The organism is Neisseria wadsworthii 9715, from assembly GCF_000227765.1.
Taxonomy (GTDB): domain Bacteria; phylum Pseudomonadota; class Gammaproteobacteria; order Burkholderiales; family Neisseriaceae; genus Neisseria; species Neisseria wadsworthii.
Window position 1 is genome coordinate 956,312 of record NZ_JH165159.1, and the last position, 12,411, is coordinate 968,722.

The window sequence follows — 12,411 nt, forward strand, 5'->3', positions numbered from 1 at the left end:
GCTCCAGATTTTAAACTTCTTTTAAATTTTTAAATAATTTTAAAGTTTTAAATAAAGAAGTTTTTGAATATGGCGAGATGGCAGAGTGGTTATGCAGCGGCCTGCAAAGCCGTGGACGCCGGTTCGATTCCGACTCTCGCCTCCAAAATTTGTTGATACATCCAGCTTACGGCGGGGTGGCAGAGTGTTTATGCTGTGAAGGGTGCAACCTTCATATAGGCCGGTTCAAATCCGCGCCCCCGCCTCCACATTAATATGGCTGCCATAGAGCAGCCTAAAAATTAATCATTGCCCGGGTGGTGAAATTGGTAGACACAACGGACTTAAAATCCGTCGGCCCTAATACGGCCGTGCCGGTTCGATTCCGGCTCCGGGCACCATAACCATCATGATTTTCCTAAGAAAATTATCTTTTCGTATCAAATAATCCTCGAGCAAAATCTTTCCAGTTAAAGTTACTGTGACAAATTTGTGTCGTCATTTTGCGAATGTCTCACCAAATCAGACAGTATCTGAGCATGTGACTGCAAATGCTCCGACGACAGGTGAGCATAGCGTTGAACCATAGATAGTGTTTTCCATCCACCCATCTCCTGTAACACCCTCAATGGTACTCCGCGTTGCACTAGCCAGCTTGCCCAAGTGTGTCTCAAATCGTGCCATGTGAAATCTGTTATGTTGGCCAACTCAAGACTTTTCTTCCAATACCTACTGTTTATACCAACAATAGGATTCCCACGCTTGTTGACAAAAACGTAGTCGGAATGTTTTCCAATCTGCCGCCTCAAAACCTCAATCGCGGCTTCATTCAAAACAACACCCAAAGCTCTTCCAGCTTTCATCTCATCAGGATAACACCAAGCAACTTTACGATCTAAATCTATTTGGCTCCACTTTAGATTTAAAACATTGCTCTGTCTTAAACCAGTATTGAGACTAAATATAATCAGATCAGCAAAATACCTTGGTTTTGCAACCCCAATCAGCCTTTGAGCTTCAGCAGGCTTTAACCAGCGAACTCGCCCTTCATTCTCTTTGTATTTTTCGATGTATGGGGCTTTGTCTATCCATTTCCATTTTTTTGCAGCTGCATTCAAAATAGAAATGATAAGAGATAAATAGCGGTTCTTCGTGCTGTCTTTGCAATTCAGATTGCCCACCACATTCATCACGAACTCGTTATCAATGTGATGTAAATAAACTCCTCTGAATTGTGTCAGCATTCGTATTTTTGACTTGTCGTCTTCTATACTTCTTTTTGCAGCCTTCTCCTTAAGCCACTTTAAAGCGGCTTCATCCCATAAACGCTTAGGCTTTTCGCCAAGTTGGGAAACTCGCCAAGCATCATGCTTGAGTTTATCTCTCAGCTCTTCGGCTGATTTTTTGTCTTTTGTGCGAGCAGAGCGTCTAACTCTTTTTCCGCTTGGTGTCGTAAAATCAATGTACCAGACACCGTTTCCACGGCGATACAATCCATCGGTTTTAAGCATTTTTCTTCACTCCTATTAGCAAGTGAAGCCTGCAATTGCTCATTCTCTTGATTGGAAAGGAATGCGTCAAGTGCAGACCTCTTAATGCAATATTTACGACCGGGTTTGGACGCTACTAATCTGCCTTCCCTGATATGCTCCCGAATGGTTTCCGGGTGGCATTTACAGTATTCAGCAGCTTCTTCAACATCATATGTATTCATATCTGTTCACTCATATACTGTTTCATACACCGTGTACGTTGCTGTTTTCAGAAATTCAGCCAGCTTTCCAATGGCAAGATGCCGTTTTATTTTTGGCTCAAGTATCAAAAAGTCTTTGCTCGTAACGTAAAAAAACAGGCAGTAGAATCTGCCTGTTTCTGTTTGCACCGGTAAAAGCCGGTAGTGCGGGTAGTTGTTTTCCGGCGGAGTAAAGCCGGGCGGTATCTTAATGGTACGAATAATAGGAGTAGCCTCACTCAGCATTGTAATACTCCAAGTAATATCAAGATACTGACTATTTAAAAACGACAACCCCGACCAGTAGCAGCAATCCGATAACCCAAGCCGCAGAAACAAACATCAACAGCTTTTTCAGACGGTCTATAAAGGCTGTATTAGCTTTCTCTACATCCCGAATAACTCGTTCAGAAACCGAGGCATAAACACGATCTTCAGTTTCTTCTATCCTACTGTTGGCTTGCTGTGCTAGCTCAACCAAAAGCTGCTCGCGGTAGGTTTCAAGTTTTGCGGCGGCAGCCGTGATGTTTTCGGCATGGGCGGCAATGGCTTCGGCGTATTGCTCTTGATGAGATGAAAGCTGTACAAAAGATTCATCAAACATCTGCTGTTGCATAAGAAGAACCGCCATTACCGGATCATCTTTGGAAATACGAAGACCTGTAAGGCGGAATACTTCAGATATGATGTGGTCAGTTTTACTACTCATCGGTCGCACCGTTTTGCTGATTTACCCATATTGGTAACGTTTGCAATTGAGCATATAAGTCGCGTTTTACAGTACGCAAGCGTTGGCGGGTCATAATACCGAAGTCAGGCGATGTGTCAGCTTCGTTGAAAGTAAGGTTCGCAGCTGTCATAGCTTGTATATCTTTACCAAATGTGTCGGGATTGCGCCGCGGAAGATGAACGATACCGATAATTTTACTTTTACTATCTTTGTAAACAGGCAGATCGGTAAATTTTTTACCGTTGGACAATTGCACTATTCCATGATAGTCATTCAGCCATACTACAATTTCCGCATCAATTGCAGCAGCAGTCTGTGCTAACCCTACCGCACAATCTTCCAAGGCCTGTCCGCCCATTATAGGCACATGCAAAATCATGCGAACACCGCTGTCTTTCAAAAGTTCGTCCACATGATTCTCGGCCATATATGACATCAAAGGCACAAAAGTTGCCGCTCCATTATCTACCACAGCCATGCCATCAACCTCAATCATCTTCTCGATCAAGCTGTCGAAACGACGGGTGTCTATGATGTTGTCCGCCGTCATAATTTTTACCATTTCAGTTTGCAAAGCAGTAAAACGGCTGAAGGTCTGATTTACTGGGTCTGTATCGAAACAGTAAACAGGAATTTCGTCATTAGCCGCCATCTTCAAATACTGAGCGAGCATGGCTGCCGTCAACGATTTGCCCACACCACCCTTACCCTGTACAACCAAGTGCACTTCTTTCATTGTTTTTTCCTTTTTCAAACGACCAGTCGGCCAATCTTTTTACACATTAAAAAACACCTTAAATCAGGCGCGCTTTAGTCTGTAAAAAGACCGGCGGAGAATGCTAACTCCGCCGGTTGAAGTTGCTCCGGTAGGGTTGGATGGAGGAATGAAACCGGAGCCGAGTGAACTTATTTCACATCAACCCAACGGCCGCCTTCTTTTTCTTCGCCTACATACTTCACACGGTCGCCTGCGGTTGTCCAACCATGATCAAAATAGGCTTTGCAGTAATCCGGATAAGCTTTTTTGATGTATTGTTTTGTTACTGTCGAATAAAACCAATCTGATCTGCGGCCGATTTTATCTGCTACTTGTTCAGTGTAAGTGGCGCGGTTTACTCGGTTTAGCTCGGCAGCATCACAACGGCCTGCTCCATTCACCAACGCATTGATCAATTCAGGCATATTTTCTTCTTTGCTGGACGGGCAAAGCTTCAAGAAGTCGCGCCGAGCCTCTAATGTTTTGTGCAAGCGTTTATGTTTGATGGAGAAATACCGCTTGATAGACGGTGCACATTCAGACGGCCTGTCTCCGCTGGATAAACACAATGTTGCCTCACAGGCCAATTTGGCATCGCCGGTAAGGGTTTCAGCCTGTACCGGCACAGATACAAAAAAAGCAGCCAATGCCGCCGTTACCGATAAAACTCTCTTCATTTTGATTACTCTCCGTAGTTGCACTAATCCCGAGAAAAAAGGATAATCTCCATACCCCTATGGAAGATTATCCTTGCATTCGGAAGACCGCTTTGGAAACAGAGCGGTTTTTTATTGCCATTTAACTGCCTGCACCGTGTAGCCGCTCCCTTTTTCGGACGGCACAATGTTGGCGCAAGCGTCGGGATCGTTTCCCCGCATAAACAGATCAACCTGCTTTGACGCAGCCTCGAGCGAATCATAAGTGCCGATTACCGATACAGGCACAGGCTTACTGATTTGTATATTGAACATAGTCGTTCTCCTTTAGGGTGATAAAAGTTGGGAGGGATAAAAAGGCCGTCTGAAAATCATCTTTCAGACGGCCTTTGCTGTAAGGCGGGTGTTTCAATGCCCGTGTTAAGATTGGATTCCCACATCTTCTCTTTACACAAAACAGGAAACGCCCATGAAAGAATATCAAAACGCACCTACGTTACGCGAAAGCATAGCGATTATTTTAGTGCTTATCCTTTATTACTACTTCAGCATGAACGGAAATATCGTTTTTGCCCATTGCGGTTTTTTGATCTTTTCAGTATGGACTTTTTTTCAAAAACGTAAGCAAATTATTTTTAAAGTTCGCAGGGTAGTAGGTTTTTTCATTTGCTCCGCAATGTCGTTTTTCGTAACCAAGATGATTGCAACTTGGCACTTCAATAACAAATATGGAATTTTTAAGGAAAATCTTGATTTTTCAGTTACTGCGTGGGCAGCTTGTATTGCTTGTACCGTTTTGCTGTGTATCCCTTTATTCTGCCAATCAATCAAATTTGCATGTCAAGCATTTCATTCAGGGAGCATCATGCTCTCCTTTCGTTATGCTATCTATTCAGGCTCATGCCTCCTACTTATCGTTATTTTGGGCTACGCCTACCGAAAAGTGGAGCAATACGATTTATGGCTGCTATGGCTGGATGCTTACCGGTATTCAGATTGCGGAATGATACAAAACGGATATGCCATTCGTAAAAATAGCGAAGCCTGCTATCAATTTATTTTTCAGTCTTTATTTCAGACGGAATTGAGGGAATATCCTGCTCCCAAGCCATAGGAAAACATTCAGCAAGTTGTTGTTCTGCCTGCTCACTATATTTCAACCTGTCTGCCGTAAAGGTTTTGCCAAGACTATCCGTCAATTCCAATCTGCCCGTGCGGCTGAATGTGATACGGCAGATTTTTTCAGATGGCCGGTAGAACGTCTCTTTCCCAATAATTGCGCCATTATCCCAGTAGAAGCCGTTTTGCCCAAAGCGGAATACCTGATCTTCGTCTGTGTAGGAATAAGTAAGAAAAAGCATGTCGACTAAGAAAAAGATCATCAAGCCGATATAGAAATAATACGCTGCCGTTTCCCGCCCGAACGGAAAACCGAACAGCAAGTGTTTATCAAACAGACAGGAAGCAATAATCGGTAAAATACCGAATATTAAACCTGCAAAATAATTCTCATATTGAACACGCGGTACTTTTTTTAAATCGTATTCAAAATACACGGTGGACATCGCAATCTCCTTTAGGGCGAATGGTAAGCAGAAAAGCGGGCCTTTCACCCGCCCGAACCGGTATCGCGAGGTCTGTAAGCGTCTTCCCACCCCCTTTCGGCCGGAGCAGGTCGAACTCTAAAGGCTGATTGAGTGCGTTAACGCCCTGCCAAAGGCGAACTGTGGTGTGCGAAAAAACATAACGGAGGCCACACCCGAGCCGCTTGCTGCATCCTCCCTGCCGAACGGGATTCAGCCCCGACCTCCGTTATGGTGAGGCCGTCTGAAAATCATCTTTCAGACGGCCTTTCTGATATTCCGAATGGCCGTCTTTCCGGCCTGTCAACCTTTAATGTCGGTTAGACCTTTGATATAGTTAAGTTTCCTACAACCAACCAATCAAAGAGGTAAAAAATCATGACACAATTTGAAGCAATTCAGCTTGCCCTTATCATGTTTAAAGACAGAAAAGAATATCAGCCTCGGGAGGTAGAAGTAGGTCCGGGGCAGACAAAAATGGAGCAAGTGTCCCATTATGTCTTTATTAGCGATATGTTCTTCTTTGCCAATGAAATATTGAAAGAGGCCAAAAAGTGGGAATCTAAAGAATAGATTTGCTTACTTCGTTTTTCCATTCTTCATTTTTAAAATGACGAATGCTTTCTATGATGTGAAAAGCTGTTGCATGGACGCTGCCTGACGGAGGCGTTTTTACCGTCAGTTCTTCTGAAGCGACAATTTCTCCATCGACAACCCACTCAAATTTCAAATAATGCTTGCGTATTTTTTCTGCATTGCCCATTGGAAACTCCTTTAAGTTCAATTGAAAACAAGACCGTCTGAAACCCTTTTTCAGACGGCCACCTGCCAAATCTCAACTACGGCGCAACAAATAATAAGCATTCATGCGCTTTAAATCGGCTTCATATTCCCCACTGCCTTCCTCACCGCCGATGCTTTCGAGATAGTCGCGGTACGACTGTCCGTCCACTTTTACAATTTTGCCGTCTTCCATCTCGATTTCAGTAATGAACCACAGAGGCATTTTTCCGGGGTCGGCAAAGAGGTCGCCTCCGTATTTGCTGCACTCTTTTTTGGCAAAGGCCAAATCGTTTTTGATTTCCTCGTCCGTCCACCCGCGTTCTTTCAAAATATAAATTTCCGCCTCATCGTAGCTGTTGAACAAACCGTGAGAATTGCCGTCGTGGCCGACATGGAATTTGGTTTCAGTCATATAGCCTCCTTATATCAACATCCAGAATACATAAAATAACTTTAGTTACTTTCAAAACTGAATACGTGTAAAATACCCACACGGAAGCCCGCTTTAACAAACGGGCTTGGGTCTGGGTACAGACCTAAGACGGTGTGCGAGACCGTCTTATAAAGAGTGTGCGTCATCGGCACGCTAAAGGGCGGTAACGCCCTGAATCTGCCCGCCAAGAGGCAGCCTCAAAAATTCAGTATGTAGTTTGGAGCTTGTCCGTAGATTATCGCTCCGCATCGGGGATACGCCCCGATTATCAAATACGTTCAACAGCCGCCTGTTACCGGACGCTTCACTGCGCTACCCGGATGCGCGGCTTTTCTTTTTTTAGGCGGTTGAATGTCGCCTGCAACCGTTTGTGCGCCCACCGTTCCGGTGGTTTTATTTACCCAAAGGCTCGAAGCCTTTTCTACGCCTGCCGTCCAAAGTTTTAGTGATGTCTGCACATTTCAGTCAATAATAAGCATGAAGACTTAGACGGCTCCGAAGGCCGGTTGCATCGCAATCAAGTTGTTAAAGAACTATTTAGCCTGAACAAATATTAGCATTGTAATTTCAATTAGTAAATAGAATTGTAATATTAGAAATGTAAATTTTAATAAGAAATGTAATGAATTAGTTAAAATAAGAAGGCCAGCTATTATTAGCTGGCCTTCTTCAGGGCTAATAGTTTTTAGAAAGAGTTTGTACCTCCCCGCCAAATTACCCTGCCTAGTATCTCATCAGAATCTATCGCATCAACATCAGAGAATCGGGTTTTATCAAGGTTATCGCATCGGTATATCCATTTTTGAGAGGAATCTAAAATAGTTCGGCGTATAAACACTAAACCACTACTTCTTTTAATAACAAAAACTCCATTTTCATGCTTAACAGTATCTAGACGGCTAAAAATAACATCATCGAAAATGCTAATAGTAGGAGACATACTCTCATCTTTACATTGAATAAAATCAATATATTCAGCATCCCAATTATTTGCTTTTGCAAATTCTTTTTTTAATGCAACCGAACTTGAACTTGATGTAATAAATAAATCGTTGCTTTCAATATTAACAGGTTTAATTTTTTCAGAAGGGGGGTTCTTTCCGTACAGCAACCATTCTGGGCTTACATTGAGAGCTTTTGATATTTCATATATCTTACCAGTCCCGTGGTTTCGTCCACCTTCTAGTTGAGCAATTGTACCTTGAGAAACATTTGCTCTTTTCGCTAAAGCTAATTGGCTGAGTTCTAACTCGAGCCTACGCTTTCTGATACGGTCTCCGATATTCTCCATCATACTCACACATAGCATAAAATTAGAGTTTATGGTTTTGAGTAATTAGTTTGGCTATTGTTTTCCATTACAATACTAATTAGAATGTAATTATTCATATGAAAGGAATACAATGGATTGGTCAGCGATTATTCAAGACATTCAAGATGCAGGATATTCTCAAAAACAAATTGCTGAGTTTTGTGGTTGTTCACAGGGCCTCATCTCTCAAATAAAAAACAAGCACAAAAAGAGCAATAGCAAAAGTAGAGCCGCAGTTTCTTTTCAACTTGGTACATCTCTTCTAAAAATGCACCAAGACATCAAAGCAAGATAATGCTTATTTCAGACCTGCGCCCACACCTTACCCAAAAATTCGTCCAAGTCTATGACGAGTTTATGCCCGTGTGCGCACATGATTTTCAGGCGGCCTCGTTTCTATCTAATCTGTTTTGGTGGAGCGATGTGGCCGATAAAGAGCCGAAGCGGTGCGGCTGGCTCTACAAGACCGCTGCGGATTTGAAGCAGGAACTCGGTCTGACACGGCGCGGCTATGAAAAAGTACGCCGCACCCTGCTTAAGCTCGGCTTGGTGCAATATCGGCGTAGCGGTGTCCACGGTAAGATGCACTGGCTACTCAATCGTGAAGTGCTGTTGGCCAAAATCTACGAATTGCGGGGCATTCCCATTCCCGAGACGAACAGTCGCCATCACTATGACCGTGATAACTACCGCCTGCCGAAATTCATCCCGCTGGATTTGTGGCACAACTATCTCGATATGCGGATTGAGGCTGGTAAAAAAGCGGGCACAGGGGCAAAAAAAACCGCCATTAAGCAACTGGCGGCATTCCACAATCAAAATCTCGATCTTCGTCCTATTATGGAGCGGAGCATTCTCAAAGGCTGGTCCGGCTTTTATCATAACGATAACACCCAACCGAACAGGCCGTCTGAAGCGTCTTTGAAAGCACAGGAAGAACGCACGCGGCGAGAACTGGAGGCAGCTGCAAAAGAGCGTCAGCAGCGCGCCCCACCGCAAGAAAAGCCCGACAAGCCCCCGCCCTCAAAACCTGATCTATCAGGTAATAAAGGGTATCAAGCAATACAAAACTATTTGAAAAAAGGCGGTTGAAATCAGGTAAATAAGACCTGACGGCATACCGCGCCTTGTCTTTACCCAACTGTCTTAAACAAATGATTTTTACCCTGCTTTTGAGCGATTCAAAGGCATTTTGTTAAGGTCGATGCACTGCATCGGCCGTTTTTTTATGCTTTTTTCGTGATTTCGGGTATTGAGGCCGTCTGAAACCGGTGCTGTCCATTTTCAGACGGCCTTTTCCATTGCTATACTTTATTTAATAAAATCATATCTTTGTACATATTGTACAAAGTACACTGTACATATTGAACAAAAAACTTTGTACGCCGAGAACAATATCTATACAGAGATCACATTAAAAATCACATACAGATATTAAAAGGCCATTCGGCCTGATGATTTTTTGTGCAATTCTTTTTTTGTTTTGGAAATAGCCGTTTGAAGTGTTTAGCAGGGGGGATATTCACGTTTTTTGTGGATAACTTAGTTGACAACAATACTACAAAGTTATAACATTGTTATTACATACAATAAAAAGGAGCTGTGTAATGAAAACGACAATCAGAAAAATGGGCAATTCTCATGGGGTAATTATTCCCAAAGCCCTTATAAATCAGCTTGGCTTTAACGATTGTGTCGAAATGTCCGTTGTGGACGGCACTATTGTTTTGAGCAAACCCAAGCCTGCCGTGCGCAAGGGTTGGGCAGCGGCGGCTGAAGATTTGGCACGGCACGGAGAAGACGGTTTAACTTGGGAAAACTTCCGAGAAGATGAGGTTGTAGAATGGCGATGGTAAGGCGTGGCGAAGTGTTTTGGGTTCAATTGGATCCAACCGTAGGCAGCGAAATACAGAAGACGCGACCGTGTGTAATTGTTTCACCGTCTGAAATACACGATCATTTGAAAACAGCCATTATTGCGCCGCTCACTTCTGCCGGGCGACCGGCTCCTTTCCGCGTACCGGTAACATTTGGCGATAAAGACGGATTGGTTTTGTTGGATCAAATCCGTGTTGTCGATAAACGCCGGTTGGTCAAATCAATGGGGCATTTGAGCAATGAGGTGCTATCCGATATTTTGTCTGTACTCCAAGAAATTTTTATGGAATAACCCACTGACAGGCTTTGAAGCCGTCTGAAAAATTCAGACGGCTTTTTTTGTGGCAGTTTTAGGTTTCTTCCGAATGCTGTTTTTCAGGAGAACCAAACAGTTTCTCGCGTGAAGGCGGATTTTGCCAATCGAATTTACGTGGACTACCGTTTTTGTCCTTTTCGTTTTGCAGATATTCAGAAATCTTCGTTTCGCCGCCGACCGGTAATTTGTTATCCGATGCCACTGCGTTGGTCGAATTTTTTTGCTGTCCACGTTCAGCGGCAGGTTCACTTTTGGCGGGAACCATGTAACGGGTTTTGATGAAGTGATGCAGGGCTGTTTTACTGATCTGCACATTATTGAGGCTCAAAAAATTCAGAATTTGAGCCAAGGTATAACCACTAGAATGAAGCAGCAGAATATCATTTTTCAACGGCTCCAGCTTGGAATTTTTTGTAGCCCGTTGTTGCTGGCTCATAAAATCTTTTGCAGATAGTTTCATTGCATTCTATTCCGTTCTAATTGATTCTAAATCATCCTACAAATATTAACCCATTATTCTATTTTATTCTAGTAAATTCCAAAATTAATCTATTTAAGTTCTAATTAATTTCATATAAATTCTACTATTATCCTAATTAATTCTACATAAATTCTATATTGTTCTAAAATATTCTACCCAATTAACGTCAATATCCAAGTCCACTCGTACCTCACCCCTGCTAAAAACGCAAAATTTCCCCAATAAACCCATTTTCAAACTAGACGCAGGATAGGCAACGAGTGCCAAAAAACGCCCCAAAGCGTTTTTAAAAATTCCGCCCAAAGGCGGAAACGCCGCAAGCGGCTGTCCCATAAAACAACCATCGGGGGCGGTCGCCGCCGTGTTGTCTCGAGATGTCTAAATTTCAAAGCGCAAAAAGTCCAGACCAAGACGAGTGTCTTTGCACGTCTTCCACCTTTTCCACCACGCCGCTAAGGGCGCACCGGACAAAGATGAAAGCCGCACAAAGCCAGTCTGGACTTTTTGCGCTTTGAAATTTTTAACGACATCACAACACGGCGGCGACCGCCCCCGATGGTTGTGTGTTGTTAATTATTTAACATGAAAGGAATGACTATGGGATTGGACATGTACGGCTACACCATGCGTGCCGAGTTTGCGGGCGACCGACAAACCGATGTGATGCCAAAAACTGATGAAGAGCGCGAGCAAGCGCAGCTAACCGATATTGCCTATTGGCGCAAATTCAATCATCTGCATGGTTGGATGGAAGAGCTTTACAGAGAAAAAGGCGGGCAAGACGAAGTGTTTAACTGCCGCACGGTAAGGCTGGAGTTAGCGGACTTGGTACGGTTGGAGCAGGCGTTGGACAACGACGAATTGGAATATACGCCGGGCTTTTTCTTCGGTGGAGAAGAGGTGTACCCCGAAGATATAGAAGAGACCAAGAAATTTATTGCAGCCGCCCGCGAAGCCATAGCAAACGGCTTGGCAGTCTTTTATGACAGTTGGTGGTAATCGTTAACCATGTTTCAGACGGCCGGTTGAGGCCGTCTGAACAACACAACGGAGATTAAATGATATGGCCGACATCAATAAAGAGATTGTCAGACTGTTTCAGTCGTTCGGTGCTGCCTATCGGGTTGCAGATTTATTTAGGGATTTTGTCGAAGTGGCCGCCATTGTATTGATGAACCAATACGCATTTGACGATAAGTGGGAGCTACGGGAAAACCGTTACCACGAAATCCGCAAACAGTATGCAGAAAGTGATTTTAAGCGGTTTGCAGAAATACTTGGCTTGTTGATTGTTGAAACCCATAGCCACAGAGAACAAGGCTTATTTGCCGATATTTTAGGCTGCTTATACATGGACTTGGGATTAGGCAACCCAAACAGCGGGCAATATTTTACCCCTTACAACATCAGCAAACTGATGGTGGCCATTGTTAATCAGGATTTGGCTGAAAAGCTGAAAACCGAGCCATTTGTAAGCGTTTTAGAGCCTACCTGCGGAAGTGGGGCGAACGTGATTGCTTTCGCCGAAAACGTCCGTTCACTTGGCTACACACCTGCACAGCACATGGTCGCTATCGGAATTGATATTGATGCCTTGTGCGTTTGGATGTGTTTTATCCAATGCCAGCTTTACCGTATCCCCGCAAAAATCGTGCATGGCAACAGTTTGACGCACGAATTTTGGGCGGCTTGGTGTACGGCCGATTGGATACTCGGCGGCTTCGGTCAGGCAATGGCGGACAGAATATCCGCCGATAAGAAAGAAGCTGTT

General features: G+C 43.7%; 20 protein-coding genes and 3 tRNA genes. 11 read left to right on the top strand and 12 right to left on the bottom strand.

Features of this window, described 5'->3' with window-relative positions; all coding sequences use genetic code 11:
* The first annotated feature begins 71 nt into the window (after nucleotides 1–71).
* From HMPREF9370_RS04275 to HMPREF9370_RS04280, 3 genes are all read left to right on the top strand, one after another.
* Nucleotides 72–145, top strand: a tRNA-Cys gene (locus tag HMPREF9370_RS04275).
* A 25-nt stretch (nucleotides 146–170) separates the two neighbouring features.
* Nucleotides 171–248: transfer RNA gene (locus HMPREF9370_RS11980), tRNA-Cys, on the top strand.
* Between the two features lie 42 nt (nucleotides 249–290).
* Nucleotides 291–380: transfer RNA gene (locus HMPREF9370_RS04280), tRNA-Leu, on the top strand.
* Between the two features lie 75 nt (nucleotides 381–455).
* Here the strand turns inward: HMPREF9370_RS04280 and HMPREF9370_RS04285 are convergent.
* From HMPREF9370_RS04285 to HMPREF9370_RS04315, 6 genes are all read right to left on the bottom strand, one after another.
* Entirely contained in the window at nucleotides 456–1,472 is a 1,017-nt protein-coding gene (locus HMPREF9370_RS04285) for a tyrosine-type recombinase/integrase (RefSeq protein ID WP_083821182.1), read from the bottom strand.
* Nucleotides 1,364–1,693, bottom strand: coding sequence for a helix-turn-helix domain-containing protein (locus HMPREF9370_RS11785; RefSeq protein WP_082403046.1), 330 nt, complete (start codon nucleotides 1,691–1,693; stop codon nucleotides 1,364–1,366). The genes HMPREF9370_RS04285 and HMPREF9370_RS11785 overlap by 109 nt, the downstream gene beginning before the upstream one ends.
* A 295-nt stretch (nucleotides 1,694–1,988) precedes the next feature.
* The gene (traM, locus tag HMPREF9370_RS04300; RefSeq protein WP_009116110.1) at nucleotides 1,989–2,420 is read right to left on the bottom strand and encodes a conjugal transfer transcriptional regulator TraM; all 432 of its coding nucleotides are present in this window, start codon (nucleotides 2,418–2,420) and stop codon (nucleotides 1,989–1,991) included.
* Nucleotides 2,413–3,177 (bottom strand): nucleotide-binding protein, encoded by a 765-nt coding sequence (locus HMPREF9370_RS04305; RefSeq protein WP_009116111.1) that lies wholly within the window; start codon nucleotides 3,175–3,177, stop codon nucleotides 2,413–2,415. Before HMPREF9370_RS04305 ends, traM begins: the two co-directional genes overlap by 8 nt.
* A 170-nt stretch (nucleotides 3,178–3,347) precedes the next feature.
* Nucleotides 3,348–3,875: a TrbM/KikA/MpfK family conjugal transfer protein gene (locus HMPREF9370_RS04310; protein WP_009116112.1), complete on the bottom strand. Its 528-nt coding sequence runs from the start codon at nucleotides 3,873–3,875 to the stop codon at nucleotides 3,348–3,350.
* Between the two features lie 111 nt (nucleotides 3,876–3,986).
* Entirely contained in the window at nucleotides 3,987–4,169 is a 183-nt protein-coding gene (locus HMPREF9370_RS04315; protein ID WP_009116113.1) for a hypothetical protein, read from the bottom strand.
* A 154-nt stretch (nucleotides 4,170–4,323) separates the two neighbouring features.
* Between HMPREF9370_RS04315 and HMPREF9370_RS11985 the strand changes: the two genes are divergently transcribed.
* Entirely contained in the window at nucleotides 4,324–4,968 is a 645-nt protein-coding gene (locus tag HMPREF9370_RS11985) for a hypothetical protein (RefSeq protein ID WP_009116115.1), read from the top strand.
* On the opposite strand, the gene HMPREF9370_RS04320 is transcribed toward HMPREF9370_RS11985, so the two are convergent.
* Nucleotides 4,910–5,419 (bottom strand): hypothetical protein, encoded by a 510-nt coding sequence (locus tag HMPREF9370_RS04320; RefSeq protein WP_040666894.1) that lies wholly within the window; start codon nucleotides 5,417–5,419, stop codon nucleotides 4,910–4,912. The two genes, HMPREF9370_RS11985 and HMPREF9370_RS04320, sit on opposite strands and share 59 nt — an antisense overlap.
* Nucleotides 5,420–5,815: 396 nt before the next feature.
* On the opposite strand from HMPREF9370_RS04320, the gene HMPREF9370_RS04325 reads away from it, so the two are divergent.
* A complete protein-coding gene (locus HMPREF9370_RS04325) occupies nucleotides 5,816–6,010 on the top strand; it encodes a hypothetical protein (RefSeq protein ID WP_009116117.1) in 195 nt (64 codons plus the stop codon).
* Here the strand turns inward: HMPREF9370_RS04325 and HMPREF9370_RS04330 are convergent.
* The 4 genes from HMPREF9370_RS04330 to HMPREF9370_RS04340 form a co-directional block, all read right to left on the bottom strand.
* A complete protein-coding gene (locus tag HMPREF9370_RS04330; RefSeq protein ID WP_009116118.1) occupies nucleotides 6,000–6,200 on the bottom strand; it encodes a hypothetical protein in 201 nt (66 codons plus the stop codon). The genes HMPREF9370_RS04325 and HMPREF9370_RS04330 overlap by 11 nt on opposite strands.
* Nucleotides 6,201–6,272: 72 nt before the next feature.
* The gene (locus HMPREF9370_RS04335) at nucleotides 6,273–6,632 is read right to left on the bottom strand and encodes a hypothetical protein (protein ID WP_009116119.1); all 360 of its coding nucleotides are present in this window, start codon (nucleotides 6,630–6,632) and stop codon (nucleotides 6,273–6,275) included.
* Nucleotides 6,633–6,931: 299 nt separating this feature from the next.
* Entirely contained in the window at nucleotides 6,932–7,111 is a 180-nt protein-coding gene (locus HMPREF9370_RS11990; protein ID WP_156792967.1) for a hypothetical protein, read from the bottom strand.
* A 227-nt stretch (nucleotides 7,112–7,338) separates the two neighbouring features.
* Nucleotides 7,339–7,947 (bottom strand): helix-turn-helix domain-containing protein, encoded by a 609-nt coding sequence (locus HMPREF9370_RS04340; RefSeq protein WP_009116120.1) that lies wholly within the window; start codon nucleotides 7,945–7,947, stop codon nucleotides 7,339–7,341.
* Between the two features lie 109 nt (nucleotides 7,948–8,056).
* Between HMPREF9370_RS04340 and HMPREF9370_RS04345 the strand changes: the two genes are divergently transcribed.
* The 4 genes from HMPREF9370_RS04345 (at nucleotide 8,057) to HMPREF9370_RS04360 (ending at nucleotide 10,135) form a co-directional block, all read left to right on the top strand.
* Nucleotides 8,057–8,260, top strand: a complete 204-nt coding sequence (locus tag HMPREF9370_RS04345; RefSeq protein WP_009116121.1) for a hypothetical protein — start codon at nucleotides 8,057–8,059, stop codon at nucleotides 8,258–8,260.
* Entirely contained in the window at nucleotides 8,260–9,057 is a 798-nt protein-coding gene (locus tag HMPREF9370_RS04350) for a phage replication initiator YdaU family protein (protein WP_009116122.1), read from the top strand. Before HMPREF9370_RS04345 ends, HMPREF9370_RS04350 begins: the two co-directional genes overlap by 1 nt.
* Before the next feature lie 515 nt (nucleotides 9,058–9,572).
* Nucleotides 9,573–9,821 (top strand): AbrB/MazE/SpoVT family DNA-binding domain-containing protein, encoded by a 249-nt coding sequence (locus HMPREF9370_RS04355; RefSeq protein WP_009116123.1) that lies wholly within the window; start codon nucleotides 9,573–9,575, stop codon nucleotides 9,819–9,821.
* Nucleotides 9,809–10,135 carry a type II toxin-antitoxin system PemK/MazF family toxin gene (locus HMPREF9370_RS04360; RefSeq protein WP_009116124.1) on the top strand — a complete coding sequence of 109 codons (327 nt, stop codon included), beginning with the start codon at nucleotides 9,809–9,811 and terminating at the stop codon, nucleotides 10,133–10,135. Before HMPREF9370_RS04355 ends, HMPREF9370_RS04360 begins: the two co-directional genes overlap by 13 nt.
* Nucleotides 10,136–10,193: 58 nt before the next feature.
* Here the strand turns inward: HMPREF9370_RS04360 and HMPREF9370_RS04365 are convergent, their stop codons facing one another.
* Nucleotides 10,194–10,619 (bottom strand): hypothetical protein, encoded by a 426-nt coding sequence (locus HMPREF9370_RS04365; RefSeq protein WP_009116125.1) that lies wholly within the window; start codon nucleotides 10,617–10,619, stop codon nucleotides 10,194–10,196.
* A gap of 618 nt (nucleotides 10,620–11,237) precedes the next feature.
* On the opposite strand from HMPREF9370_RS04365, the gene HMPREF9370_RS04375 reads away from it, so the two are divergent.
* Both HMPREF9370_RS04375 and HMPREF9370_RS04380 read left to right on the top strand, forming a co-directional pair.
* A complete protein-coding gene (locus tag HMPREF9370_RS04375; RefSeq protein ID WP_244963418.1) occupies nucleotides 11,238–11,639 on the top strand; it encodes a phosphoglycerate kinase in 402 nt (133 codons plus the stop codon).
* Between the two features lie 64 nt (nucleotides 11,640–11,703).
* A partial coding sequence (locus HMPREF9370_RS04380; RefSeq protein WP_009116128.1) for an N-6 DNA methylase occupies nucleotides 11,704–12,411 on the top strand: 708 nt, incomplete at its 3' end.